At 53.4% G+C, this 22563-nt stretch carries 28 protein-coding genes; 12 read left to right on the top strand and 16 right to left on the bottom strand.

The window, feature by feature from the left end; all coding sequences use genetic code 11:
• Window positions 1-5: 5 nt before the first annotated feature.
• From P3X23_RS04835 to P3X23_RS04810, 6 genes are all read right to left on the bottom strand, one after another.
• Window positions 6-647, bottom strand: a complete 642-nt coding sequence (locus P3X23_RS04835) for a HEAT repeat domain-containing protein (RefSeq protein ID WP_300873669.1) — start codon at window positions 645-647, stop codon at window positions 6-8.
• On the bottom strand, window positions 644-1474 hold the full coding sequence (locus P3X23_RS04830; RefSeq protein WP_367186517.1) for a HEAT repeat domain-containing protein: 831 nt from the start codon (window positions 1472-1474) through the stop codon (window positions 644-646). Before P3X23_RS04830 ends, P3X23_RS04835 begins: the two co-directional genes overlap by 4 nt.
• A gap of 7 nt (window positions 1475-1481) precedes the next feature.
• On the bottom strand, window positions 1482-1718 hold the full coding sequence (locus P3X23_RS04825) for a phycobilisome linker polypeptide (RefSeq protein WP_149818199.1): 237 nt from the start codon (window positions 1716-1718) through the stop codon (window positions 1482-1484).
• Between the two features lie 43 nt (window positions 1719-1761).
• Window positions 1762-2625 (bottom strand): phycobilisome linker polypeptide, encoded by an 864-nt coding sequence (locus P3X23_RS04820; RefSeq protein WP_300873665.1) that lies wholly within the window; start codon window positions 2623-2625, stop codon window positions 1762-1764.
• A 113-nt stretch (window positions 2626-2738) separates the two neighbouring features.
• The gene (gene cpcA, locus P3X23_RS04815) at window positions 2739-3227 is read right to left on the bottom strand and encodes a phycocyanin subunit alpha (protein WP_300873663.1); all 489 of its coding nucleotides are present in this window, start codon (window positions 3225-3227) and stop codon (window positions 2739-2741) included.
• 68 nt (window positions 3228-3295) lie between these two features.
• Window positions 3296-3814 (bottom strand): phycocyanin subunit beta, encoded by a 519-nt coding sequence (locus P3X23_RS04810; protein ID WP_011057792.1) that lies wholly within the window; start codon window positions 3812-3814, stop codon window positions 3296-3298.
• 439 nt (window positions 3815-4253) lie between these two features.
• Between P3X23_RS04810 and P3X23_RS04805 the strand changes: the two genes are divergently transcribed.
• Window positions 4254-4961, top strand: coding sequence for a uracil-DNA glycosylase (locus tag P3X23_RS04805; RefSeq protein WP_300873661.1), 708 nt, complete (start codon window positions 4254-4256; stop codon window positions 4959-4961).
• Window position 4962: 1 nt separating this feature from the next.
• On the opposite strand, the gene P3X23_RS04800 is transcribed toward P3X23_RS04805, so the two are convergent.
• From P3X23_RS04800 to P3X23_RS04760, 9 genes are all read right to left on the bottom strand, one after another.
• Window positions 4963-5322, bottom strand: coding sequence for a PadR family transcriptional regulator (locus tag P3X23_RS04800; RefSeq protein ID WP_300873659.1), 360 nt, complete (start codon window positions 5320-5322; stop codon window positions 4963-4965).
• Window positions 5323-5710: 388 nt separating this feature from the next.
• Window positions 5711-6271: a 2'-5' RNA ligase family protein gene (locus P3X23_RS04795; RefSeq protein ID WP_300873657.1), complete on the bottom strand. Its 561-nt coding sequence runs from the start codon at window positions 6269-6271 to the stop codon at window positions 5711-5713.
• The gene (locus P3X23_RS04790; RefSeq protein ID WP_300873655.1) at window positions 6271-6927 is read right to left on the bottom strand and encodes a class I SAM-dependent methyltransferase; all 657 of its coding nucleotides are present in this window, start codon (window positions 6925-6927) and stop codon (window positions 6271-6273) included. The genes P3X23_RS04795 and P3X23_RS04790 overlap by 1 nt, the downstream gene beginning before the upstream one ends.
• A 9-nt stretch (window positions 6928-6936) precedes the next feature.
• Window positions 6937-7527, bottom strand: a complete 591-nt coding sequence (locus P3X23_RS04785) for a DUF3177 family protein (protein ID WP_300873654.1) — start codon at window positions 7525-7527, stop codon at window positions 6937-6939.
• Window positions 7528-7595: 68 nt separating this feature from the next.
• Window positions 7596-8945 carry a uridine diphosphate-N-acetylglucosamine-binding protein YvcK gene (gene yvcK / locus P3X23_RS04780; RefSeq protein ID WP_367186515.1) on the bottom strand — a complete coding sequence of 450 codons (1350 nt, stop codon included), beginning with the start codon at window positions 8943-8945 and terminating at the stop codon, window positions 7596-7598.
• The gene (locus P3X23_RS04775) at window positions 8929-9249 is read right to left on the bottom strand and encodes a hypothetical protein (RefSeq protein WP_300873653.1); all 321 of its coding nucleotides are present in this window, start codon (window positions 9247-9249) and stop codon (window positions 8929-8931) included. Before P3X23_RS04775 ends, yvcK begins: the two co-directional genes overlap by 17 nt.
• Window positions 9250-9418: 169 nt before the next feature.
• Complete coding sequence (locus P3X23_RS04770; protein ID WP_300873652.1) at window positions 9419-10360, bottom strand: folate-binding protein; 942 nt, start codon at window positions 10358-10360, stop codon at window positions 9419-9421.
• Window positions 10361-10365: 5 nt separating this feature from the next.
• Window positions 10366-11556, bottom strand: a complete 1191-nt coding sequence (locus tag P3X23_RS04765) for a bifunctional 2-polyprenyl-6-hydroxyphenol methylase/3-demethylubiquinol 3-O-methyltransferase UbiG (protein WP_300873651.1) — start codon at window positions 11554-11556, stop codon at window positions 10366-10368.
• Window positions 11553-12608: a thiamine phosphate synthase gene (locus tag P3X23_RS04760; protein ID WP_300873650.1), complete on the bottom strand. Its 1056-nt coding sequence runs from the start codon at window positions 12606-12608 to the stop codon at window positions 11553-11555. Before P3X23_RS04760 ends, P3X23_RS04765 begins: the two co-directional genes overlap by 4 nt.
• Window positions 12609-12692: 84 nt before the next feature.
• On the opposite strand from P3X23_RS04760, the gene P3X23_RS04755 reads away from it, so the two are divergent.
• The 11 genes from P3X23_RS04755 to bioA all read left to right on the top strand — a co-directional run bounded on the left by P3X23_RS04755 (window position 12693) and on the right by bioA (window position 22144).
• Window positions 12693-13211, top strand: coding sequence for a hypothetical protein (locus P3X23_RS04755; RefSeq protein ID WP_300873649.1), 519 nt, complete (start codon window positions 12693-12695; stop codon window positions 13209-13211).
• A gap of 148 nt (window positions 13212-13359) precedes the next feature.
• Window positions 13360-14676, top strand: a complete 1317-nt coding sequence (locus tag P3X23_RS04750; protein WP_300873647.1) for a DNA methyltransferase — start codon at window positions 13360-13362, stop codon at window positions 14674-14676.
• 73 nt (window positions 14677-14749) lie between these two features.
• The gene (locus tag P3X23_RS04745; protein WP_300873645.1) at window positions 14750-15442 is read left to right on the top strand and encodes a hypothetical protein; all 693 of its coding nucleotides are present in this window, start codon (window positions 14750-14752) and stop codon (window positions 15440-15442) included.
• Window positions 15443-15463: 21 nt separating this feature from the next.
• Window positions 15464-15829: a hypothetical protein gene (locus P3X23_RS04740; RefSeq protein ID WP_300873643.1), complete on the top strand. Its 366-nt coding sequence runs from the start codon at window positions 15464-15466 to the stop codon at window positions 15827-15829.
• Between the two features lie 113 nt (window positions 15830-15942).
• Window positions 15943-16953, top strand: coding sequence for an ArsJ-associated glyceraldehyde-3-phosphate dehydrogenase (locus P3X23_RS04735; RefSeq protein WP_300873641.1), 1011 nt, complete (start codon window positions 15943-15945; stop codon window positions 16951-16953).
• Between the two features lie 10 nt (window positions 16954-16963).
• The gene (gene arsJ, locus P3X23_RS04730; RefSeq protein WP_300873639.1) at window positions 16964-18217 is read left to right on the top strand and encodes an organoarsenical effux MFS transporter ArsJ; all 1254 of its coding nucleotides are present in this window, start codon (window positions 16964-16966) and stop codon (window positions 18215-18217) included.
• Window positions 18218-18382: 165 nt separating this feature from the next.
• Window positions 18383-18682, top strand: coding sequence for a hypothetical protein (locus tag P3X23_RS04725; RefSeq protein ID WP_300873637.1), 300 nt, complete (start codon window positions 18383-18385; stop codon window positions 18680-18682).
• Between the two features lie 196 nt (window positions 18683-18878).
• Window positions 18879-19340, top strand: coding sequence for a ribosome maturation factor RimP (gene rimP / locus P3X23_RS04720; protein ID WP_300873635.1), 462 nt, complete (start codon window positions 18879-18881; stop codon window positions 19338-19340).
• Between the two features lie 42 nt (window positions 19341-19382).
• The gene (gene nusA, locus P3X23_RS04715; protein WP_300873633.1) at window positions 19383-20570 is read left to right on the top strand and encodes a transcription termination factor NusA; all 1188 of its coding nucleotides are present in this window, start codon (window positions 19383-19385) and stop codon (window positions 20568-20570) included.
• 7 nt (window positions 20571-20577) lie between these two features.
• Window positions 20578-20841, top strand: coding sequence for a YlxR family protein (locus P3X23_RS04710; RefSeq protein WP_300873631.1), 264 nt, complete (start codon window positions 20578-20580; stop codon window positions 20839-20841).
• Window positions 20834-22144 (top strand): adenosylmethionine--8-amino-7-oxononanoate transaminase, encoded by a 1311-nt coding sequence (bioA, locus tag P3X23_RS04705; protein ID WP_300873629.1) that lies wholly within the window; start codon window positions 20834-20836, stop codon window positions 22142-22144. Before P3X23_RS04710 ends, bioA begins: the two co-directional genes overlap by 8 nt.
• Here bioA and P3X23_RS04700 read toward each other — a convergent pair.
• Entirely contained in the window at window positions 22120-22512 is a 393-nt protein-coding gene (locus tag P3X23_RS04700; protein WP_300873627.1) for a DUF1823 family protein, read from the bottom strand. The genes bioA and P3X23_RS04700 overlap by 25 nt on opposite strands.
• Window positions 22513-22563 lie beyond the last annotated feature (51 nt).

Below are 22563 nucleotides of genomic sequence, written 5' to 3'. Positions count from 1 at the left end.
TCCTTTTAGATGTGCATGGACAGACAGTCCCTCTGGAGGGCAAGCTGACAACGGGAACGCACAACAATGTCGGGGTCGCGATCGCTCAAATGATTCAGGAGTGAACACACAGCCTCCCGAATGGCGCAGGCAGCCGCCTGCTGATGCAAATGGTCAAGGGCAACGCCCACGGCATAGCGAACCGCCCAATCCGCTGCTTCACTGTTGCGCTGCAGAACCGTGAGTGCTTCCCTTAATTGAGCCTCTCTTGCCGTCTCCTCAGGGATTAACTGCCAGCGCAGCGTTCCCAAGGCCTTTGTGGCGGCACGGCGAACACTGGGGGCAAAATCCGACTCCGCAGCAGCCAATAAGACCCGCAGAGCGGCGGGATGACCAATACTTCCCAAGACACGCACCCCATAGGCACGGGCGCCATAGTTGTCTCCATCCAACTGAGCCAACAGGGGATCAACGACAGCATCCCCAAGGGCAATGAGGCCTTCCACAGCGGCCTGGGCAGCAGGGGGGTTGTTGTACCCCAAAACGGCAATCAGCGTTGGAATGGCAGCGGTGTCTTTTTGTTGGGCAAGCTGAACCACGGCTTTGTGCAGCGCCGGAGCAGAGGCGGCGGTCTCAACGGCATGGATATAGGCAAGAAGATCACTCACAGCAGTTGATCCAATCCTTGAAAAAGGGAGAGGGTCTGTTCGGCTGGGGCAGCCTGACGCAGTTGCTTGCTTAGGATGCCGTGGAGGGCAATGAGCTTAAAGCTGGCCTCAACACCCGCCTGCAAAATGGCCTCTGCTGCCGGCAGATACCCCATCGCTCCCAAATCCAAAAGCGCTGTCCGTCGCAGTTGGACATCCTCGCTTGCAAGCGCTGCCAAGAGGCGATCGCCATATTCCGCTGCCCCCGTAAGCTGAAACAGTGCTCGTGCAGTGGCAAATTGGACTCGCGGCACCTCATGGGTCAGGAACGGCTCAATCAGGGGAATCGCCTCGGTGGCACCGAGGTGCCCCAAGCTTTCAATCACAGCTTCCACCGGCTGCACTAGATGAGGACGACCGGGCACTGGCCGTGCCATTGCTACACCACCTTCTAGGAGCGCTTGTAGAGGGGCGATCGCTTGGGGATCTCCCAATTGACCAAGAGCAATGGCCGCCGCCTCACGGACATAGAAATCCTCACAGTGCAAGCACTCAATTAAGGCAGGGACAGCTTGGCGATCGCCCAACTTGCCCAAGGCACGGGCTGCATTTCGCCGTAGGGGGTACCCCCCCAATTCTGTGCGATCGGCCTCATCGGCCAAGGCCACAATCAAGGCCTTGACAATGGCCTGCCGCTCCGCTGCCGTTGCCATTTCTAGACCAAACTTTCCCAACCACCACGCCGCGTAGTAGCGGAGACTGGGATCTGTCCCCTGAAGCTGCGCCAGCATTTGGGGCACTGTAAGCTGTACCGGTTCAGAGACCGTCGTCATTCCCTCTCCTGACATCAGTCACCTAAGAGGCAACCACTGGGGTAATGGAAACGATTTTGCCCCCCATGCGAGTAATCCGCTGCATCTCCTCATTCATGCGGTTGTAGGGCACGGTAATAAAAGTGCTACCGCTGCGGCGGATTGGAAACCCCATTTTGTCGGTTTCTTCATTTTGACGCAGACCCACAACCTCGTAGCGGAAAACGCGAGCGCCGGAGGGACTAAGGGCAGCACTTCCAGACGCAGTTTGACCAAACATGACACCTGACTCCCAATCTCAAAAGGACGCTAAACAAACATTCCTAGGCAGGATTGACACTGACAATGCGAGCACCTGTGCGCTGAAGCTGTTGCATTTTGCTCGACAGTTGCTCATAGGGTACCAAGAAAGCGGTACTGCTACGGCGCACCCCCGGATAGCCCGGCTGGCGAATGCCCGCCACTTCAATGCGATAGACGCGGCCACTTTCACCAAAGGAACCGCCCAAGCAAGCCCGTGGAGGAACATCAGCACTGGGGGCGTAGTAGGCAAAGGCGGTATCGCTCCTCGAAGGCGGGACTACTGTATTGGAACTGTTGGTGGCTAAATCCCGCGCTAAACGGGACATACTGCCTTCTGCTTGGGCGCGATCGCTATTGGCATAGCCGCGATAGAGACGGAACATACGGTTAAAGCCGACGGTTTTCTGCCCCGGCTGAGTATTAAAGCCGCGATAGTAGGGCACTACCCAATCGCCAAAACTATTGGTGTACTCAGGGGAATCAATGTAGGAGTCGATGTCGGCATCAAAGCCCTCATTTTCGTAAAGATCTAGGTGGAAGATCACTTCCGACTCATCGTAGGGTGCCCGCCCCAACAAATGTTTATAGTTTAGTTCAATGACACGGGTTTGAAAATTGCCGTAGAGAAACTTCTCTTTGTAGAGTTCCGATTTGGCCACTGCGCGCACAAACTCCCGCACGGTAATTTTGCCATTGCGCAACAGTGACTCCGCACTCACCAAACGCTCCGATGCCATGATGTAGTCATTGCCTAAGACCTGACGGTAAACGGCACGGATGACAGTCTCTAGATCTTCCTCGCTCCAGTTGGCCCGCAGCTCCACTCGGGGAGCATCACTGAAGGCGGAGGTACCCAAGCGCGAAGCAGCAGCAGTAATAGCCACGGTACAAACTCCTAAATATCAAGGGTACAAACAAGCCCGGTGTTGTAAACAAAGGGTCAGCCCAACGCCGACAACATCTGCTTACCTCACCGGGCAACAAAAGGAAACGCCTATTAGCTGAGGGCGTTAATGGCGTAGTCGATGTAAGCGTTGGCTTCCACCGCAGCTTGACCCGTCAAGCCATGATTGGCTTTGATGTATTTCAGAGCTTCCACATACCAGCTTGGGGAAAGATCAAACGTGCTGTTGATTTCAGACAAGCCAGCAATGAGGTACTCATCCATAGGACCGGTGCCACCCGCAACGAGGCAGTAGGTTATTATCCGCAGGTAGTAGCTAATGTCACGGGCGCACTTGGCTTTGCCTTCGGGGGTCGAGGCATACTGAGGACCTTGCATGGTGGTGGTGTAGGGGAATTTTTGGTACACCGCTTGAGCTGCGCCGTCAATCAGGCTCTGAGCATTGTTGGTCAGAGCGCGAGCAGCTTCCATGCTGGCCACAGCGCGCTTGAAGCGACCATCAACCGCTTGCAGTTCAGTGTTGCTCAGGAAACGACCTTGGGTATCGGCGGCGGCAATGGCTTCAGTAATCGGCGTTTTCATGGATAAAATATCTCCCTAAAAAATATGCGTGTTCAGAACGGTCAAAGTTAGAGAACGTCAAGGGTGCCCTAGGCAACAGCGGCAGCGGCACGATCAAAGTAGCCAGCAATTTCAGACATCAGGGCGCTGCAATCGCCAGGGGTGATGCCATTGGGATCATTGGCGATCGCGATTGCGGCATCTTTCATTTTTTGAATGGCCACCGCCACAGAGGAACCGGGCGTACCGAGGGCTTGGTAGGTTTCGCGCAGACCGTTCAAGCAGCGATCATCGAGCACGCTGGAGTCACCCGCCAAAATGGCATAGGTCACGTAGCGCAAGATGATTTCCATGTCGCGCAAGCAAGCAGCCATGCGACGGTTGGTGTAAGCATTCCCACCGGGTTGGATCAGTTGGGGTTGCTCTGCAAAGAGGGCACGAGCAGCGTTGGCAACAATCGTGGAGGCATTGCTGGTGATGCGGTTAACGGCATCCAGACGCTTATTGCCTTCTTTCACCAAGTTGGACAGGGCATCGAACTGGGCGTTGGTGAGGAATTCACCGCGGGCATCGGCCTGAGCGACAACTTTGGCAAATGCATCTAGCATGGATCAATTCTCCTTAAAGGTTGTTAAAGAAGTGAGACCTTCTTGACATTCCTGCCCACAGAGATAATGCAGGATTCTTAGGGGGCTGATCAGCAACTCCCTAAAGGCTGTGCCAAGCAACCTAAGAGCGACCAAGCTGATCCTTGGTGTTTTTAAGGAACGCGCAACGCTTTTGGGCGTGCCGGAAAGGTCTAACGATCCCTGATGGGTTGTTTCCCAAAGGGGTCTGGGAAACAACAGCCGTGTTGTTAAACCCTTCAGGTATTTCTTATACAATGCGGTGGGAAACCTGTTTCGCCGTAGTTATTAATTTGTAAAATACTTTTGTGAGATAAATTAAGGTTCTGGCGATCGCCATAAAATTAGTGCTATTTGTCCTAAGTTTTTCCTAAATTTCGTGAAGTTTCTTTAACATTGTTCTCAGAAAGTGACAATCCCCATGAGTGAGCCGCTGCAATTTAGCTTATTTGACTCCCCCACAGAGGCACAACCGGCGCCAACAACGCCCCTTGATGCTGCCACCTACAATCAGATTCCGCTGCGGGCGGAGGTGCCCATCCCCGCCGGTACCTACCGTGACTTGGAAGCCCTAGCGGCGCATTGTCAGCAGTGTCAACGTTGTGGCCTAGCAACCAGCCGTACCCATGTAGTGATTAGCCGTGGCAATCCTGCCGCCAAGCTGATGATTATTGGTGAAGGCCCCGGCCAGTCGGAGGACGAAACTGGCCGCCCCTTTGTGGGCAAGGCGGGGCAACTCCTCGATAAAATCCTTGCTTCAGTCAATTTGGATAGTGAACGGGATGCCTATATTTGCAACATTGTGAAGTGCCGTCCCCCCGGCAACCGCGTCCCAACACCAGTGGAAGCAGCAGCCTGTTTGCCCTATTTACTGGAGCAGATTCGCCTAGTGAATCCCCGCATTATTCTGCTGGCGGGGGCAACGGCTGTGTCTGGCTTACTGAAAGATCATCGCGGAATTACTAAAATTCGTGGCCAGTGGATTGAATGGCAGGGACGGTGGTGTATGCCCATTTTTCATCCGGCGTATTTGTTGCGCAATAACTCACGGGAGCCGGGCAGCCCTAAGTGGTTAACGTGGCAGGATATCCAAGCTGTGCGCGATCGCCTACGTCAACTCGATTCTTAGACTACTCCTGACGGTGGGGATGTTCCTGTAAATAGCGCAGCCAAAGTTCCGAAAGTTCCCGCGCCTGTTGCTCCTTCTCACTAACAATGTGGTACATTCGCCGAGGCCGACCGCGACCTTCTACTTTTTTCCAGTAACCATCAATAATCCCCTCATCCTCTAGGAATTTGAGGGCACTGTAAAGAACTGTATCGGAAAGGCGATACAGGGGATACTCGTTTTCAATAGCTTGGATCAGCGCTGTGCCATAGGAGTCCCCCTTTTCCATAAGGGTATAGAGCACATAGCACACGGCAACTTCCTTGCTCAGGTAAACCGGCGGTGGCTGGCGGAAAAAGGTGTAAATATCTTCTAGTTTCATAACCTTATCCTCAGCAATGGACTACTGCCCCCAAAAGCGCTTCAGATCATTAGGGGATTTGGATGTAACTCTGTTGCTCCAAACGATAGGAAACACAAGTACCCCCCGTTAATGTCAGTACTTTCCTCTGGCCTCCTATTGCCCGTGAAAGTCACTAAGTATTTATCGCTACCAAGACTCCAATCCTGTCTTGCAGCCCTTTTCTTTAATATCGGATAGATAAAGGAAAGGCAATTCTCTCCTGTAGCAGCTTTCACGATTTGAGCGTGTGCCATCCTTGTAAAAAGGGCTGTACTTCTGATTTTAGGAAGTTTGAGAGAAAAGTGTTCTTTGCATCATAATTCCGCAGTTAGCAAAAATCAAGTCATTGGCTTGTCACAAATTGATTTCAAGGGGAAGTATGGGCCAGATTTCTTAACAAAAATTCACGATAGATCTGCCAGCGTCGGCCATTGTGGATCAGCAGGGTGAGGTGAGATACCCAACAGCGGGCAGCAAAGGATTGTTCTTGAAAGTCTGCCCAAGCGTGGTGAAAGTTTTCCTTGGTTAAATCACGAAAGGCAATTGTCATGTGGGGGGTAAAGGGGTGCCGTTGTGTGGGAGGGAGGTTCAGGGGTTGCGCTACCGCTTTGACTAGATCCGCTTGTAGAGTCTTGAGCGCTGGAGTCGGTACCACGTGAATATAAATGACTCGGGGAGGAAAGGCGGCAAAGCCATCAAGGATCAATTCCACTGGAGCGGCTTGATGGGAAAAGGCTTCTAGGGCTTGCTCAAGATCTCCTACCACTGCATCTGGCCACCAAAAGGGGGGATAGAGGGTGACATGGGGGGGAGAGCGCAGTGCCGCTTGGCTCTGGTAGCGATCGCAACAATACTGCTTGAGACGGGTCACCCGATCCTGAATTTCGCTATTGGGCAACAAAGCAATAAAGTAATGCCGCCGGTTCATTAGCGTTGAGCCACCATGGTCCAATGGCGATCGGAGGTAAGCGTCACTTGCCACTGCTGCGGCAACTGCGGCAGTCTTCTCACAAGATTGCTCATTTCCGTCAAAGTTAGCGCCTCATGGAGGGAATCGGCAAACAGTTGCTGCTGTTCAGGCGTGTCTTGACCAGCATACTGGTCAACGAGGGCTTTTAGGTCAGCCCCTGTATTTGGGCGACAGAGATCACGGATAAAGAGGGTTCCTTGGGGACGCAGTACCCGCAGCATTTCCGCCAAGGCAGGTTGAGGGTTTTCCAAGTGATGGATGAGGCTATTGCTGATGACCACATCAAAACTTGCTGTGGCAAAGGGCAAGGCTTTGGCATCCCCCTCAAGGAAGGACAATTCTGGACTGTGGTGCCGCGCGATCGCCAGCATGGCAGGACTGAGATCAATTCCCGTCAGTTGCCAATGGGGATAGCGTTGATGCAACACTTGCAGAATCCGCCCTGTGCCCGTCCCCACGTCCAAAACCTGGAGGGGTTGCTCAACATTGGGTAAAACGGCGGCCAGATCTTCACAGAAGGCGATATTGACGGCAGTAAAATCCATGGCGTCATAGGCAGCAGCCGTTTCTGCCGTCTCCATGACCTCCGGTTCTAGGATGCGTTGCAGACTCATAGAGAGTTCCTATAAGCCCGTGGCCGAGCGTCCCTGCTTGGGTAAGCGCACAAACACAAAGTAGCTCAAATAGAGCATGTAAATCACGAGGGCAACCGCCGCAAAGAAGCCAAGGGTACCGGCGCGGGCTTGGGGGTGGAAAATCTCCTTGAACATCAGGGGTGGCTCTAGCCAAGCTTGACAACTGGGGGTCTGAACGGCACCAGCAACAAACGCACAGTGTAGGTAAAAAGTCTGACCCAGGGCAGCAAGGACACAGTAGAGTGTGATTGCCCAACGCCAACTCCTAAAGACTTGACCAATCAAATCTTGGCGATCGCTAATTTCTTCATTGAGATCGACCCAAAACCAGAGGCTAATGGGAATCAGTACCAAAGCCATGAATCCTGTAACATAGGCTACTGGCCACTGGGGCATCATCAAATACACCGTAATCGCCAAGAGGCTGGACACCCGCCAGTAGATAATCAGCAGTTGAGTAATGGCCGGCACGTTTCTAGCCGTTGACCACAGTAGCAGGATCAAGGGAGTGACCACTGTAAAGAGTACTGCAAGGCGGTAGTCCATCCACACAAGCGATCGCAAAAGTTCCAAGGACATGGCAGGCCACTGACCCAAGTGCAACGGTTCTATTATTATTAAGGATCGCCTTCACAGGGCACAAGGCACTAAAGCGATCGCACCCGCTCATACCAACGCATGAGAATTGCCGCTAACTTTTGCGAATCATGGCGCACTGTGGGTGTGGATTCATCCATCACATCGGCTAGGATCAGGCGGCAGTTTTGGCGGGCAAGTTCCTCGCGATCAATGACCACAGGCGCACTGCCCTGCTGCGCATAGCGTTCAAGGTGAGCGGCACTGGGGGGATATTTTTGAACCAGCACGGCATCAAACAGGCGATCGCCGGTCACTGCATCTAGAGCGCGCACATGATCACTGACGGTATAGCCCTCAGTCTCCCCCGGCTGCGTCATAATGTTGCAGATATAGACACAGGGGCATTGGCGCTCCGCTAGGGCTTGGGCAATTTCAGGCACCAAGAGATTGGGAATGATACTGGTGTAGAGGCTGCCCGGGCCAAGGATAATGTAGTCGGCGTTGCGCAGGGCTTGAATGGCTCGTGGCAAAGCCTTGGGGGCAGGGGGAGAACAGCCAATTTCCACAATTTTGCCGCGGGCGGCCGTAATGTTTGATTCCCCATGAATCAAGCGACCATCGGCAAGGCGTGCCCACAGGGTCATATCCGTAAGGGTTGCCGGCAAAACCTGACCGCGAATGGCCAAGACCGCTGAACTGGCGGCGATCGCCTGCTCCAGATCGCCTGTGATATTCGCCATGGCTGTCAGAAATAAGTTGCCAAAGCTGTGCCCCGCCAAGCCTTCTCCCGCTTCAAAGCGGTATTGAAAAAGTTCAGTGACGATTTTCTCCTCATCTGCCAAAGCTGCCAAGCAGTTGCGAATATCCCCCGGTGGCAGCACCCCAATTTCCCGCCGCAGTCGTCCGGAGGAGCCGCCATCATCGGCCATTGTCACAATGGCAGTAATATTGGAACTATAGAGCTTCAGCCCCCGTAGAAGTGTTGACAGCCCTGTCCCGCCACCAATGGCAACAATTTTCGGTCCTCGCCCCAAGCGCCGATGGGTGAGGAGGCGCTCCACCAGTGCCTTATCATCCTCTGGCAGGAGGACTTCTGTAATCGAACCCAGAGTACGGGCATACCCCCAAGCAATGAGTGCTAAGCCCCCAAAGAATAGCAAAGGGCCGCTGATATAACTCGGTACAAAACGAGCCACAGTCTGGAGAAACTGCTCTAGAAATTGCAAAAAGTAGAAAATTGGGGTGAGGTTAATGCTAATGGCAAAGCCAAGGCTGGCTAGCAAGACACCCACCGCACTGATGAGCAGCCATCGTTTGACCAGTAGCCCAGGGAGAAGCCATTGAGACCACAGACGGATTTTCCGACGTGCTGGACGCAGCTTTGCTGAGAGTTGTTGCGCCTTATTCGCTCTCCTCATCCGGATCGATACCTAAATAGGTTTTGCTGAGATAGCGAGCAAGACGCTGGAGTGGGTTAGCTATCTGTTTTTTGTGTTCAGCGTGCTCCCTATTGACAGGAACGCCTAGAATTTCTGAAAATTTATCATCACCGATGTCCCCCGCCTGATGTTGAGCAAAGGAGTCTATCACCTGCACTAGTTCCTCAATGGAAAATTCAAAACCATGCTGACTGGCAAAGTCCACCACTTTCGGTGCCATTTCTCCCCGCAGTGCTGCTAGTTCTTCAGCATCCAGTTCAGCAGCCCCACTAAGTGTTGCCATCGCCTACCCCCAGAAGGTTTTCCAATTCGTCCCGCAGTTTGGCATCGGTCTTTTGCAGGAACGCCAACACCTGTGCCGTTGCCATGGGCTTCCTTCCTTTGCTCAGTCAAGGTCTGCACAAACCGATTGGATTATAGCATTCTCTGATGAGAGTATTTTCAGGCAACACTCAGGCAACACTTCTTAAGAATGGCACCTCCACCACTCGGACAAGGATGCCCTGCGGGGTATGCAACGTCAATCCCGCACCCCCTACTTTTGTGCGCACATAGCCCAGACCAAAGGCACCCCTATCTAGGGCAGTGCAACTAGTGAGGAGACCCACTTTTTCACCCTCTAAGAGTAGGGGGGTGGGGGATGTCACCGCGGCACTTAATTCTAGTCCCCAAAGGTGTTGTTTGACCCCTTGGTAAGTGTTGAGGCGGGCAATTGTTTCTTGGCCAATATAGCAGCCCTTATTAAAAGAAATCGTGTGCCCCAGCCGAGCTTCGAGGGGGTTGTACTCTTCTGTGAGTTCGGCATCGGCAGCGGGGCGACCCTGACAAATGCGCAAGTGCTCCCAGTCGGCATCAGTAAGTTGGGGATAGGGAGCGAGTAAATCGGCAAGGGGGCGATCGCTCCAAAGCGTGCAACCGGGAATGGCGAGGCCACTGGTGGCAGCAAGGGTTAGGGGAGCACCTTCGTGAGTAACAGTGACATGATCGTAGGGATTGGCAAATGCTCCTAGATTGAACTGGTGACTCATCTTTTTGGCAACATCCCCAAAAACTCGGTAGCAGTAACTCTCGGCAGTGCGATCGCTCACTTGCACATCATCGCCCCAGAAGATGTACTTATCGAACCATCGGCGGAGAAACTCGCGGCGCTGTGGTGATACCAGTAGATCCACCCACTCCTGATGAACCAAGAGAGTGGCAAGATCAAGGGTGCGGGCGGTCGCAGTCAGGAAAACGGTGTCTGCCCCTTGGCCGGGTTGGAGGATAAGGCAATTATTGGAGCTTTGATTGTGCAAAAACCTCAGGCGATCGCGCCCCGTAAGGCGTAGGCGTCCCCAATGGCTGCAATCGTAAACCGCACCACTTGTAGAAACCGTCTCCAGAAGATCGGTCATTCTTTTCATTCTTTTACTCCCAAAAGAAGTAAGTCCCGCTTAAGGAGCGATCGCACCCCCTCAACAGAAAAGTCGGGCTGCTCAGCGAGCAACTCAGCAACCGTTCTGTCCCCAATAGCAGCAGTTAGGAATTGCTGCTCAGCAGGCGTAAGGTGAATTACTTCATAGTGGCAGTTAAAGACGCAGGCCCCCGGCCAACCCTCCAAGCAGGGATGGCGCCACGGCAGGGCAGCCAATAGTCCGGCATCGTCGGACCAATCATGACGGGGAAGTGGCGGCTTGGCCAAGAAGAACTCAAAGTGAGTCATTGCCTCAGGGTCAAGGCATTCAATGAGTTGATATTGCTGAATTGGGGTTAATTGCTGTGCCCGCTGCAACAGTTCCGGCTGAGTGCCCAACAATCGCTCCAACCGCCAGACTTGGGGATTGGAAAAGCCGATAAACTCCAGACCAGAGGCAGCAATCAGCTCAAAGAGACTGGCGATTGTGTAGTCGATTTCTTGGGGGTGCACATACATATCGGCAAAGCATTCATCGCGCTGATTGTCAAAGCTCCAGCGTTCCTGCTCTCGCTTTTTCAGACGATTATTCTCGGGCAATGCGGCAAAGAGTTGCCGGCCAATGGCCACCCCCTCGCGATAGTTGTGGCGATCGCGCCCCAAAAGGAGGGCAATGGCCTGCTGCATCAGCTTAATCTCCCAGCGGCCGCGTTCCCCATAGACAAAGATATGAAAAATACCGCCGGGGGCAAGAACATTGGCCAGAGCTTGAATCCCCCGCTGCGGATCCGCTAAGTGGTGCAGTACGCCGACACAGTTAATCATCTGAAACGTCTGCCCCAATTGAGCTACATCCTCTAAACTTAGGTGGTGAAATTGCACATTGGTGGCAGCGGAGCGCCGACAGCGTTCTTGGGCAATTTCCAAAGCAGCCTCACTGACATCTAAGGCAGTAATCTTTGCCTGCGGATTCAAGTGGGCTAAGTATTCTGTCCCCACACCGGTGCCGCAGCCGGCATCGAGGATGGCCACGTCCAATTGGGAGGGATAGCGTCCTGTACAAAAGCTATAGGCCGCCGGCCAAGACCAGCGCCAGTTGTACCCCGGTGGCGGTTCATCAAGCAGGGGTTCTGGGGGAAAGGGATAGGTATTGTACAGTTGCCGCACAGCAGCGGTAATTTCAGCCGCCGAAGTCATGATTGCTCCCTTTGAGATAAGCGTCGTAGGAACTCGCGTGTGGTGGCTTCTGGGTCAGCCGCTTCCATAATGGCGCGGACAACAGCCACCTGAGTCGCGCCTGCTTGAATAACGTCATCAATGTTACTCAGGTCAATTCCCCCAATGGCAAACTGGGGCAGCGGCGCGTGTTTGCGGGCGTACTGGAGATAGTCAAAGCCAACAGCGGCCTTAGTGGGCTTGGTGGGGGTGGCAAAAATTGGCCCTACACCGACGTAGTCGGCGCCTTCGGCAAGTGCCCGCTCCAGTTCTTGGGGATTGGTGGTCGAGCGTCCCACAAGGCGATCGCGCCCTAAAATTTGCCGAGCAAGTTCCATGGGAATATCTGTCTGTCCGAGGTGTACCCCATCGGCATTGGCACCAACGGCAATATCCACGCGATCGTTGACTAAAAACAGCGCACCATAACGCTGGCAGAGCGCCTGTAATTGGCGAGCCATCGTCAAGCGAGTGGCATCATCGCTGGTCTTGTCCCGATACTGCACAAGGGGCAATCCCCCCTTGAGGGCTGCTTCAACGATTTCCAACAGGCGATCGCTAGGAGAAGTAACAAGATAAAGTTTTGCCTGCTGCAATTGCTGCAGCCGAGCATGGCGCGGGCTGAGCATCAGAGCTTGCTCCAGAATATAAACGCGATAGCGCAGCGCCTTGGCGGTTTCACTCAGCTCAGTATTGGTTAATTTAGCGTATTCCTCAATTACCCGTAGCGCTTCCTGGACGCGGGCAAAATTAGCGGTGAGCACCTCGCTGAGGGTCTGGCGATCGCGCTCCTGCGGATGACTCAAGGCCGTCCCCGGATCCTGATCCGTTTGTCGTGCCCCCCGCAACTCTGGGGTATGGTAGCGGCTGAGGGTTTGGCGCAAATCTTTACATTCGGCACTCAGGGCAGCATCTTCGCGGCCAAAGCGGCACCATTCCTCAATCACCCGCAGACCTTCGCGGGCACGGTCAAGGTTGGCATCAAGAATGCGCCGGATGCGTTGCCCCTCAGAGCCGGGAGCTAAATTTTGCATAGGACGTCCGATCTCCACAGAAAAAAATCAACATAGTCTTGTTTATCGTTCATCGGCATTGTTGATAGAGCAATGAAGTCCCTGATGAGCCGTTTCAGCATTCACTGCCAGCCGTGGTTGAGTCACCTATGTTTGATCCTAATGGGTTGGGGGACGCCCGCATTGGCGGCAGAACCAATTCCCATCCCTGTACCACCGCCAGAGGTGAGTACCGCGCCAATTCCTAGCCCGCCGCCTCAGCGGCTTGACAACTCCCGCGAACGATTGCCGGTCCCGCGGACACCGATTCCAATGGGATTTGTGGGCAATAACCCAGCCATGAACCAACTGCCACCGCCCCCGCAGGTTTCTGAAGCAGAGGGAGGAACACCGGCACCCGTTGCCCCCAGAACGCGATTTCGGGTAATTGTACTTGATTTGCGAGAGGATGATCTGGCCAACCAAGAACGCCTGCGATCGCTCGTCCCCGACGTGATACCCATTACCCTCGGCCAGCGCCGTGCTCTGCAAGTGGGCAGTTTCCAAAACGAGACCAATGCCAGTCAAATGCGCGCTTTTATGGAGGTCAATGGCTTCCGTGCTGAAATTCAGCGTCTCCCATGAACGACTCTAGGCGGATGAAGAATATCGCGAAGAGGGCTAAAGGTTTTCTTCATTGCGGTTCCTTCAGTCAACAAAGTGAACTCCCGCCTAAAACAGTCAATCTTTCATACACTTGGAAAATGAGGAGCAAATAGTCACAGGAGCTAAGTTGCTTAAAAATTGCCAAGATAGCAAAGTAACCAAAGACAACAGCAATCTCAACAAAATAGATGAGCAAGACCGCGCCTTTCACGACTGGTATCGGTTTGTGCTGTCTTACCCGCCCCATCTTGTGCGAGATTACATAGAAAACTTCCGCTTGAATGAAAAGCAGGTGATCCTTGACCCCTTTTGTGGTACAGGTACAACTCTTGTTGAGTCGAAGCTCTGGGGGATTCCCTCATGGGGAATAGAAGCCAATCCCTTCGCCCATTTTGCCACATCGGTAAAGATCGATTGGGACGTTGATCCTGACTTACTCTACAGTCACTCCCGCGAAGTCGCAGAACTTGCCCTTGACCTCCTGCGGCAGCAAGGAATAGAGGACTCGGTTCCTTTTGCGGGGAATATTGCCGACCTCCCCTTGCACCAACTCTCTCCTGAGCAAAATAAACTCATCCTTTCGGGGTCAATTAGTCCGATTCCCTTGCATAAGGTATTGGTACTCCTTGAGTGTTTGGAGAAATACAAGATAGAAAAAGTCTATCGGCATCAATTGTTGGCGATCGCCAACGTACTTGTTTTTACGGCAAGCAATCTCCGGTTTGGACCTGAAGTTGGGGTAGGAAAATCCACAGTGGATGCAGCGATAATCGGCACTTGGATTGCCAAGATCAACGAAATGGCCGAGAATTTGCGGCGGGTAAAAGGTCAAAGCTTTGCTCCTACTCGCGCCTATCTGGCAGATGCCAGAGGGATTGACAAAGTTCTGCCCCCGCAGTCTGTGGATGCGGTAATTACATCACCCCCTTACCCCAATGAAAAGGACTACACGAGAATAACCCGTTTAGAGTCGGTGATACTGGGTTTCATCAAAACCAAGGCCGATTTACAAGCCTTTAAGAAGGTGTTGATCCGTTCTAACACTCGCAATGTGTATAAAGCCGATGATGATGATCGATGGATTCAAGATTATCCTGAAATCCAGGCCATTGCCAATAGGATTGAACGCCGCAGAATTGAACTGGGCAAGACCTCCGGCTTTGAGAAACTCTATGGCAGGGTGACCAAACTTTACTTTGGGGGGATGGCCCGTCACTTGGCGGCTCTGCGCTCGGTTTTGCGCCCCGATGCCCAACTGGCCTATGTTGTGGGGGATCAAGCGTCCTACCTGCGGGTGATGATCCGCACGGGGCAATTGTTGGCCGAGATTGCCCAATCATTGGGCTATGAATTTGTGCGCACGGATCTGTTCCGAACCCGCTTTGCCACCGGCACAAAGGAGCAATTGCGAGAAGAAGTCGTCATTTTGCGCTGGAGAGGATAATCCAATTAGTCTAGAGGGGCTGCACCCTAGAATTAGGGTAAAATAAGACAGCAATTGGCAGCACACCCACCCTATGGTTACCTCTTGGGCGAAATGGTCATTGCCACAACCTCAACAGCATTCAACTCCGCTGCGCCAAAGGCGATCGCCCCGGCGCCGCTGGCAGTCCTCTGTTGTGAGGTTCCTTTCTGAACGCCTTGTACTTGTCATCGCTGGCCTAGGGATAGGCCTTCTTCTGTGGCAAACCGATGGCCCCCTGATGATTGCTACTCTCAGTGGGGTGGGTACGATTTTTCTCCTCAGCCGCTGGCAACGCCGACTTTTAACGCTGTGGCAAGATCTGCGCCGGCAGGTTCAGCAGTGGCTATATCACCCCTTTGCCTTTACGGTGGCGGGGGGGGCGCTGGCCTGTTTGGGCACCTATACCCTTCTCCATGTGGGGCAGCACACGGCAGATCCGTGGTTGGTGGTGGCTCTTGTCCTCCTTGGCCTCCTGCTAGTGGGTGTCATTGCTCTTCTGGGAACCACGGTGGGACAACTGCAACAGCAGCATCAGAGCCAACAGGTCTCCCAGTATTTCACTGACCTCACCCATCCTCAACCCCTCCATCGGCTGGTGGCCATTCGCCAACTCGCTCGTGTCTCTCAGGGCGCTGATCGCCGTCAGGTGCAGGAAGCACTGTATCTCCTCTTAAGAGAGGAAACCGATCCAATTGTTCGCCGTGCTGCTCTGGAGGTGTTAGAGTATCTTGACAATGCTGCCTAAGTCCTTGAATTGGCTAGAGCAATGGTGGTTAGCCCACCTCATTCAGGCGCTCGCCAAGGACATTGGCTTCAGGCACAACGATTCGATTACGTTGGCTTTGTTGCGGTTACTTGGCAACTAAAGCAAAGGCGATCGCCAGCGCAGCAGCAGGCCATCGTTGCCAAAGTCTTTGATCTTCTCATGCCGCCAACGGTCAGTCCTTTAATCTGCAGGTTTGGGCGTCCTACCCACCGGGTTGGTGAAGGGAATGCGTGGTTTGCCATCCGGCTCACAGCTTGGCTAGTTGGTGCTAGCGATCGCTACTGGGTCGAGGTGCTTCTCGCCGATAACTCTCGCCAATGGCAACAGAGTAAAAATGCCGTTACTTGGCCGAGTGCCAATGCATGAACCAACCCAAACCCCCTGTCCCCACGTCTAGGGGCACCCTTTGAGAATTGTTGCAGATTGACAGTTCAAGATGTCTTGAAATAGGGTAAGGGTGTACTGCTGGAGCAGCAACGATGGGCGTCGGCATTGGCATCAATGGCTTTGGTCGTATTGGTCGCTTAGTTTTGCGGGCTGCTTGGGGTTGGCCTGAGCTGGACTTTCGCCACATCAACGAGATTAAGGGGGGAGTAGCGGCGGCTGCTCATCTACTAGAGTTTGACTCAGTCCATGGCCGTTGGCCCCAAACCATCCAAGCCAAAGAGGGGGCGATCGCCATCAACGAGCGGATTCTCACTTTTTCTGAAGCCAAAACCCCTGCAGAGGTGCCTTGGCAAGAGCGGGGAGTAGAGATTGTTTTGGAATGCTCGGGTAAATTCCGTACGCCAGAACAACTGGCTGCCTACTTTACAGCAGGGGTGAAAAAAGTCATTGTGGCTGCCCCTGTGAAAGAGCAAGCCCTCAACATTGTCATGGGGGTAAATGATCACCTCTACAATCCGCAAGAACACCACTTGCTCACAGCTGCCTCCTGTACGACAAACTGCCTTGCCCCTGTTGTTAAAGTTATTCACGAAACCTTTGGCATTCGCCATGGTTTGATCACCACCATTCACAATGTTACGAATACGCAAACCGTCGTTGATGCCCCCCACAAAGACTTGCGCCGTGCCCGCTCTAGCCTTATGTCCCTTGTACCGACGACAACCGGCTCGGCCACTGCCATTGGGTTGATTTATCCGGAACTTCAAGGAAAACTCAACGGCTTGGCGGTGCGGGTGCCCCTGTTGAATGCATCGCTTACAGACTGTGTTTTTGAAGTTAGTCACCCCACGAGCGTGGCAGAAGTAAATGCAGCTCTCAAGGCAGCTGCAGCTGGGGAACTCAAGGGAATTCTAGGCTATGAGGAGCGTCCCCTTGTCTCTGTTGACTACTGCAACGACCCCCGTTCCAGTATTGTCGATGCCCTCTCCACCATGGTGGTGGATGAAACGCAGGTAAAAATCCTTGCCTGGTATGACAACGAATGGGGATACAGCAATCGCATGGCCGAATTAGCTCGCTACGTTGCCATAACTTTGTCCTAGGGAGTCTGCTATGGCTGTGTCCACCAGTGTCCGTAACTACATGATTGTTACCCTCGCCTACTGGGGGTTCACGATTACCGATGGCGCGCTGCGGATGTTAGTGCTGCTGTATTTTAACCAGATTGGCTACACACCGCTGCAAATTGCCTTCCTGTTTCTCTTCTATGAAATTTTTGGCATTGTTACCAACTTTCTCGGTGGCTGGATTGGTTCCCGTTTAGGGCTGAATGTCACCCTTTACGCCGGCATTGGCCTGCAGGTGATCTCGCTGCTCATGCTGACCCCCCTCACCCAAGACTGGCCGTTGTGGTTTGCGGTGCCCTATGTAATGGCGGCACAGGCAATGTCGGGGGTGGCCAAAGACCTAACCAAAATGAGTTCCAAGAGTGCCATTCGCTTGGTAGTGCCCCAAGAGGCGGAGTCGCGCCTCTTTAAGTGGGTGGCGATTCTTACGGGGTCTAAAAACGCCCTCAAGGGGGTCGGCTTCTTTGTGGGCAGTGTGCTGTTGACATTAGCGGGCTTTACCGCCTCCCTGTGGATCATGGCGATCGCCCTCATTCTGATCATGTTTACCGGTTTTTTGCTGCCACGGGGGATGGGGCAGATCAAAAAGAAAATCAAGTTTCGTCAACTCTTTTCCAAGAGCAAGGAGATCAATATCCTTTCCGCTGCCCGCTTTTTCCTCTTTGGGGCGCGGGATGTCTGGTTTGTGGTAGGCCTGCCGGTCTATCTCCAAAGTGTTCTCAACTGGTCATTTTATGAAGTGGGGGGCTTTCTCGCTTTGTGGGTCATTGGCTATGGCGGTGTGCAGTCTGCGGCACCGGTTTTGTTGAAATACCTCAATCGCGGTCGGCCTCCCCAAGCAGCCACTATCCAATTTTGGACATTTACACTGACGATTGTCCCGGCCGTCATTGCCTTGGGCTTGATGAGTGATTGGAACCCCAATGCCGTGATTATTGGCGGTTTGCTCCTTTTTGGTTTGATTTTTGCCATGAATTCGGCAGTCCACTCCTACTTGGTGCTGGCCTACACCGATGATGAAAAAGTAGCCTTGAATGTTGGCTTTTACTACATGGCCAATTCTGGAGGGCGACTGGCGGGAACTGTGCTCTCTGGTCTTATCTATCAAATTTGGGGCATTGTCGGCTGTCTGTGGATTTCGATGGTTTTCGTTCTCTGCGCGGGGATGATTTCCCTAAAGCTGGAAGATCCAAAACGGCAGCAGCCTTATCCCTCCTTGGCTGTGGGTGATGGTGAATAAATGCAACATTTCCCCAGATAAACAGCAACTGACTAAAATGAAGGTACAGCCCTCGGCAAAAGGATGCGCGCGCTCAGCACCCAAACAGGGTCAGCATTCTCTCTTGTGTGTCCCCTATCCCTTAGAAAAGGGCTGTATGGTGAGGTTCCCCGAGGAAGTGCCATTATGCTGCTCCCCCAAGAAATCATTGGCCAAAAAGTGTGGTTAGAAGTGGAACCCGAAGATGCCTACTATGCGGGTGAGAAAATTCGTGTCCAGGCAGAAATTAGCCAGCCCACTGCTCCCCCGTGGTACTATGCTCGCTACATTAACCCGCCGCGTTGGTTCCGCACCCCAGGACAGTGGCTGACCCACCATGAGGCTGAGATGGCTGTGCTCCTGAGTCCCGTACTGGAGGATTTGGAGCGGGAGGAAGAAGACTACAACAGCGATGGACTGACGAATGGGGATTTTAGCGATCGCTAGGAAAACCGAGGTGGCGATCGCCGGCAGTTGGCTGTTATACTAATCTTTATCAACAGCGGTGTAGTGACAGCACCCATGAACCTTCAACGCTGAAAGGTTCAGAATCCTCCTTCCTTTAGAGAGGCAGGAGTGTCATTTGTGGAGATTGTTTGGGTGTGGTGGGCAATGTCCCGCCTTTTTTATTATGCAGATACAAATGCTTTTGCCGGTCGTGCAAACTCTGGCGCAGCAGGTTGCCAATCAAGAACACCTCAATTTAGTTAGCGTGCAGTGGCTAACCCATCAATCGCCACCCATTTTGCGGGTGGAGGTGCGCCATCCTGAGAATGACACCAGCCTAGAGGATTGTGAACGACTGAGTCGGGCACTGGAGATGGCCTTGGATGGGCTGCCGGAATTGGAGTTTGCCTACGTTCTTGAGGTGTCAAGTCCGGGTCTATCGGATTACTTGAGTAGCGATCGCGACTTTGATGCCTTTCGCGGGTTTCCGGTGCGCGTCACCACCACTGCACCCCATCGGGGCAAAACCCTTTGGGAGGGGACCCTGATTCGCCGCGACGAGGAGAATGTCTATCTCAATCAACGGGGGCGATCGCTGGCGATTCCCCGCTCCCTCATTGCCAGTGTCCAACTGTACACCCCCAGTAGCGAACTCTAGCTCCAATGAATTTCATTCAGTCAATTGAGGTTGTAACCAACAATGACCATCTATCGCTTACCTGGCCTACGGGCCATGATCAATGAAATCAGCCAAGAGCGAAACTTACCTAAACACGCAGTGCATCAAGCCCTCAAAGAAGCACTACTCAAGGGATACGAACGCTATCGCCGCAGTCTGCGTCCCCATCATGGCCACTTTGAGGAAGATCACTTTGCCAACTTTGAAGTGGAACTCGACACCGAGCAAGAGGGCTTCCGCATTTTGGCCACCAAAACAATTACGGAAACAGTGGAGAACCCCGATCGGGAGATTGCCCTGGCCGATGTGATTGAGGTGGTTCGGGATGCCCGTGTCGGCGATACGGTGTTGTTGGATGTGACCCCTGATCATCAGGAATTTGGCCGTATGGCCGCCATGCAAACCAAGCAAGTGCTGGCGCAGAAACTGCGAGATCAACAGCGTCGCCTTGTCCAAGAGGAATTTAAAGACCTCGAAGGGACAGTACTTGTGGGGCGTGTCCTGCGCTTTGAGCGGCGATCGGTGATTATGGCTGTGCGCAGTGACGCCAGCCAGCCAGAAGTGGAGGCCGAACTGCCAAAACGGGAACAACTGCCCAACGATAACTACCGCGCCAACTCCACATTCAAGGTGTATCTCAAGCGCGTCAAAGAGGGGCCGCAACGGGGACCCCAATTGGAGGTTTCCCGTGCCGATGCCGGCCTGGTGGTCTATCTCTTTGCGAATGAAGTGCCCGAAATTGAAGATGAGGTGGTGCGGATTGTTGCCATTGCCCGTGAAGCCAATCCCCCCACTCCCAAAGTCGGCCCCCGCACCAAAATTGCTGTGGATACATTAGAGCGGGATGTCGATCCTGTAGGTGCTTGTATTGGGGCACGGGGATCTCGCATTCAAGCGGTGGTGAATGAACTGCGGGGCGAAAAAATAGATGTCATTCGCTGGTCGCCGGATCCCGCCACCTACATTGCCAATTCCCTCAGTCCGGCACCGGTGGAAGAGGTGCGGCTAATTAACCCCGAAGCGCGTATTGCCCATGTTCTTGTAGCACCGGATAAGGTCTCCCAAGCCATTGGTAAAGAAGGTCAAAATGTGCGCTTGGCAACTCGCCTAACGGGCTGGAAAATTGAGGTGCGCGACAGCTCCCAATACAACTACGAAGAGGAGGATCGCTTGGCCATGGCCGCCCTTGAAGAACAGGTCGCCAGTTAGGGATGTCATGACTCTCCCCCAACGCCGCTGTGTGTCCTGTGGCCGATTGGCTGAGCGCTCAGAATTTTGGCGCGTCGTCCGGTGCTGGCCTGATCAACGGGTGCAGTTGGATCGAGGAATGGGGCGATCGGCCTACTTATGTCGTACAGCTGAATGTCTCAAAGTGGCCAAACAAAAAAAACGCTTGGCGCGATCGCTCCGCTGTCCCATTCCTGAGGAGATTTTTACCACCCTAGCTGCTCGCTTAGATCCCCCTCCCAACCATGACTGACTCCCCCATTTGGCAACCCTTTACACAAATGAAAACGGCGGATCCACCGCTAAAGGTGGTGGGTGCCCAGGGTGCCCGTCTTGAACTCAGCGATGGTCGGCAGATTATTGATGCTATTTCCAGTTGGTGGGTCACCCTCCACGGCCATAGCCATCCTCTGCTGGCGCAAGCCCTTTACAAGCAGGCACAAACCCTTGAGCACGTCATTTTTGCCGGCTTTACCCATGAGCCGGCAGAGCAGCTTGCCCAACTGTTGTGTGCCCACAGCCCAGCGGGGTTACAACGGGTCTTTTTTTCCGACAATGGCTCCACAGCAGTCGAAGTAGCCCTGAAGATGGCTTACCAGTATTGGCAGCGGCGAGATCAACCCCAGCGATCGCGCTTTATTGGCTTTGTCGGCGGTTACCATGGCGATACCCTAGGCGCAATGACTGTGGGTCAAAGTTCCCCGTGGTGGCAACCCTTCCAGCCCCTGCTTCCTCCCCTAACCCTTTTGCCCTACCCAGCAACCTATCCAGGGGATCCAGAGGTAGAAACCAAGGAGGCACAGGCGATCGCTCAACTGGAGGACACCCTCAAAGCGGCCCCAGAAACCTACGCTGCCCTCTTTATTGAACCCTTGGTGCAGGGAGCTGCGGGGATGCGCATGTGCCGTCCCACGTTTTTGCAGGCAATTTCTGAGATTGCCAAGGCCTACGGAGTATTAGTGGTCTATGACGAGGTGATGACGGGGTTTGGTCGTACCGGTGCCCTTTTTGCCTGTGAGAAAGCAGGAACGCAACCAGATCTGCTGTGTTTGTCCAAAGGCTTATCGGGAGGCTGCTTGCCCATTGCAGTAACCTTGGCAACGGAGGAAATTTACCAAGCCTTTTATGATGACGACCCAACGCGAGCCTTTTACCATAGTCATTCCTACACAGGCAACCCTTTGGCCTGTGCAGTAAGTGTGGCTTCGTTCCAGTTGTTGCTCTCAGAGCCAGAGCGCTACCAAAGTTTAGAAACACGCCATTGGCAGTGTCAACAGCAGTATCTTGCCGATCTCAACAATCTCAAGCAATTTCGTACCTGTGGCACAATTGCGGCCATGGAATTAGAAACTGAAGCCTCCTACTTTAGTGAGCTTGTGCCCCAACTGCGGCGCCGCTTTATTGAGCTTGGGGTTCTGCTGCGGCCTTTGGGGAATACGGTGTATATTTTGCCCCCCTACTGCGTTACCGACGGGGAATTAGCCACCGTTTATCAAGCCATCCGTCAAGTGGCAATCGAGGTTGCCGAAGGTTATTTCACGGCAGCTTCTGCTTGAGTGGCCATGTAGCTCAGCAGCCAGTTGACAGCAGTGGCACGGCGGGTACGGCGGGGGGTCAGTTCCTTGATTTCATAGCCAGGAAAGCCCAGCTGTTCCTTGAGCAGTTGTTTGTGGGCAGGAGGAATCGAGCGTGTCAGTTTGACAATGGCGGGGCGGCTACCAATGAAGTCCGGCGGTTGGGGATAGTCTTGCTGCCATTCTGGGGGCACGCGATCGCTCTGCCAAGTTTGAGTATCGGTGTTATAGCGATAACCCAAGCAGTGCCACAGAAGCTGATTTACCGTCGCATCATCCAATTCATCATTGAGAATTTGCCACAATGTGGTTTCTGTGAGAGGGGGGAGTTGCAAATCAGAACCGCTCATTGCCTCGCTGTTCATCGCGATAACTATAACTATTTAATCATATTGGAATCT

The organism is Thermosynechococcus sp. Uc (genome assembly GCF_029335995.1).
Taxonomy (GTDB): Bacteria; Cyanobacteriota; Cyanobacteriia; order Thermosynechococcales; family Thermosynechococcaceae; genus Thermosynechococcus.
This window is presented reverse-complemented; position numbering and strand designations above follow the sequence as displayed.

Coding starts and splice junctions, on each gene's coding strand:
- P3X23_RS04825 (WP_149818199.1), bottom strand. CDS start 1,718: ATGTTTGGTCAAACTGCGTCTGGAAGTGCTGCCCTTAGTCCCTCCGGC.
- P3X23_RS04765 (WP_300873651.1), bottom strand. CDS start 11,556: ATGACTTCGGCGGCTGAAATTACCGCTGCTGTGCGGCAACTGTACAAT.
- P3X23_RS04800 (WP_300873659.1), bottom strand. CDS start 5,322: ATGAAACTAGAAGATATTTACACCTTTTTCCGCCAGCCACCGCCGGTT.
- P3X23_RS04770 (WP_300873652.1), bottom strand. CDS start 10,360: ATGACCGATCTTCTGGAGACGGTTTCTACAAGTGGTGCGGTTTACGAT.
- P3X23_RS04700 (WP_300873627.1), bottom strand. CDS start 22,512: ATGAGCGGTTCTGATTTGCAACTCCCCCCTCTCACAGAAACCACATTG.
- P3X23_RS04775 (WP_300873653.1), bottom strand. CDS start 9,249: ATGGCAACACTTAGTGGGGCTGCTGAACTGGATGCTGAAGAACTAGCA.
- arsJ (WP_300873639.1), top strand. CDS start 16,964: ATGGCTGTGTCCACCAGTGTCCGTAACTACATGATTGTTACCCTCGCC.
- P3X23_RS04755 (WP_300873649.1), top strand. CDS start 12,693: ATGAGCCGTTTCAGCATTCACTGCCAGCCGTGGTTGAGTCACCTATGT.
- P3X23_RS04745 (WP_300873645.1), top strand. CDS start 14,750: ATGGTTACCTCTTGGGCGAAATGGTCATTGCCACAACCTCAACAGCAT.
- P3X23_RS04740 (WP_300873643.1), top strand. CDS start 15,464: ATGGTGGTTAGCCCACCTCATTCAGGCGCTCGCCAAGGACATTGGCTT.
- P3X23_RS04760 (WP_300873650.1), bottom strand. CDS start 12,608: ATGCAAAATTTAGCTCCCGGCTCTGAGGGGCAACGCATCCGGCGCATT.
- bioA (WP_300873629.1), top strand. CDS start 20,834: ATGACTGACTCCCCCATTTGGCAACCCTTTACACAAATGAAAACGGCG.
- P3X23_RS04790 (WP_300873655.1), bottom strand. CDS start 6,927: ATGAGTCTGCAACGCATCCTAGAACCGGAGGTCATGGAGACGGCAGAA.
- P3X23_RS04725 (WP_300873637.1), top strand. CDS start 18,383: ATGCTGCTCCCCCAAGAAATCATTGGCCAAAAAGTGTGGTTAGAAGTG.
- P3X23_RS04810 (WP_011057792.1), bottom strand. CDS start 3,814: ATGCTAGATGCATTTGCCAAAGTTGTCGCTCAGGCCGATGCCCGCGGT.
- P3X23_RS04805 (WP_300873661.1), top strand. CDS start 4,254: ATGAGTGAGCCGCTGCAATTTAGCTTATTTGACTCCCCCACAGAGGCA.
- P3X23_RS04830 (WP_367186517.1), bottom strand. CDS start 1,474: ATGTCAGGAGAGGGAATGACGACGGTCTCTGAACCGGTACAGCTTACA.
- P3X23_RS04785 (WP_300873654.1), bottom strand. CDS start 7,527: ATGTCCTTGGAACTTTTGCGATCGCTTGTGTGGATGGACTACCGCCTT.
- yvcK (WP_367186515.1), bottom strand. CDS start 8,945: ATGAGGAGAGCGAATAAGGCGCAACAACTCTCAGCAAAGCTGCGTCCA.
- P3X23_RS04735 (WP_300873641.1), top strand. CDS start 15,943: ATGGGCGTCGGCATTGGCATCAATGGCTTTGGTCGTATTGGTCGCTTA.
- P3X23_RS04795 (WP_300873657.1), bottom strand. CDS start 6,271: ATGAACCGGCGGCATTACTTTATTGCTTTGTTGCCCAATAGCGAAATT.
- P3X23_RS04710 (WP_300873631.1), top strand. CDS start 20,578: ATGACTCTCCCCCAACGCCGCTGTGTGTCCTGTGGCCGATTGGCTGAG.
- nusA (WP_300873633.1), top strand. CDS start 19,383: ATGACCATCTATCGCTTACCTGGCCTACGGGCCATGATCAATGAAATC.
- rimP (WP_300873635.1), top strand. CDS start 18,879: ATGCTTTTGCCGGTCGTGCAAACTCTGGCGCAGCAGGTTGCCAATCAA.
- cpcA (WP_300873663.1), bottom strand. CDS start 3,227: ATGAAAACGCCGATTACTGAAGCCATTGCCGCCGCCGATACCCAAGGT.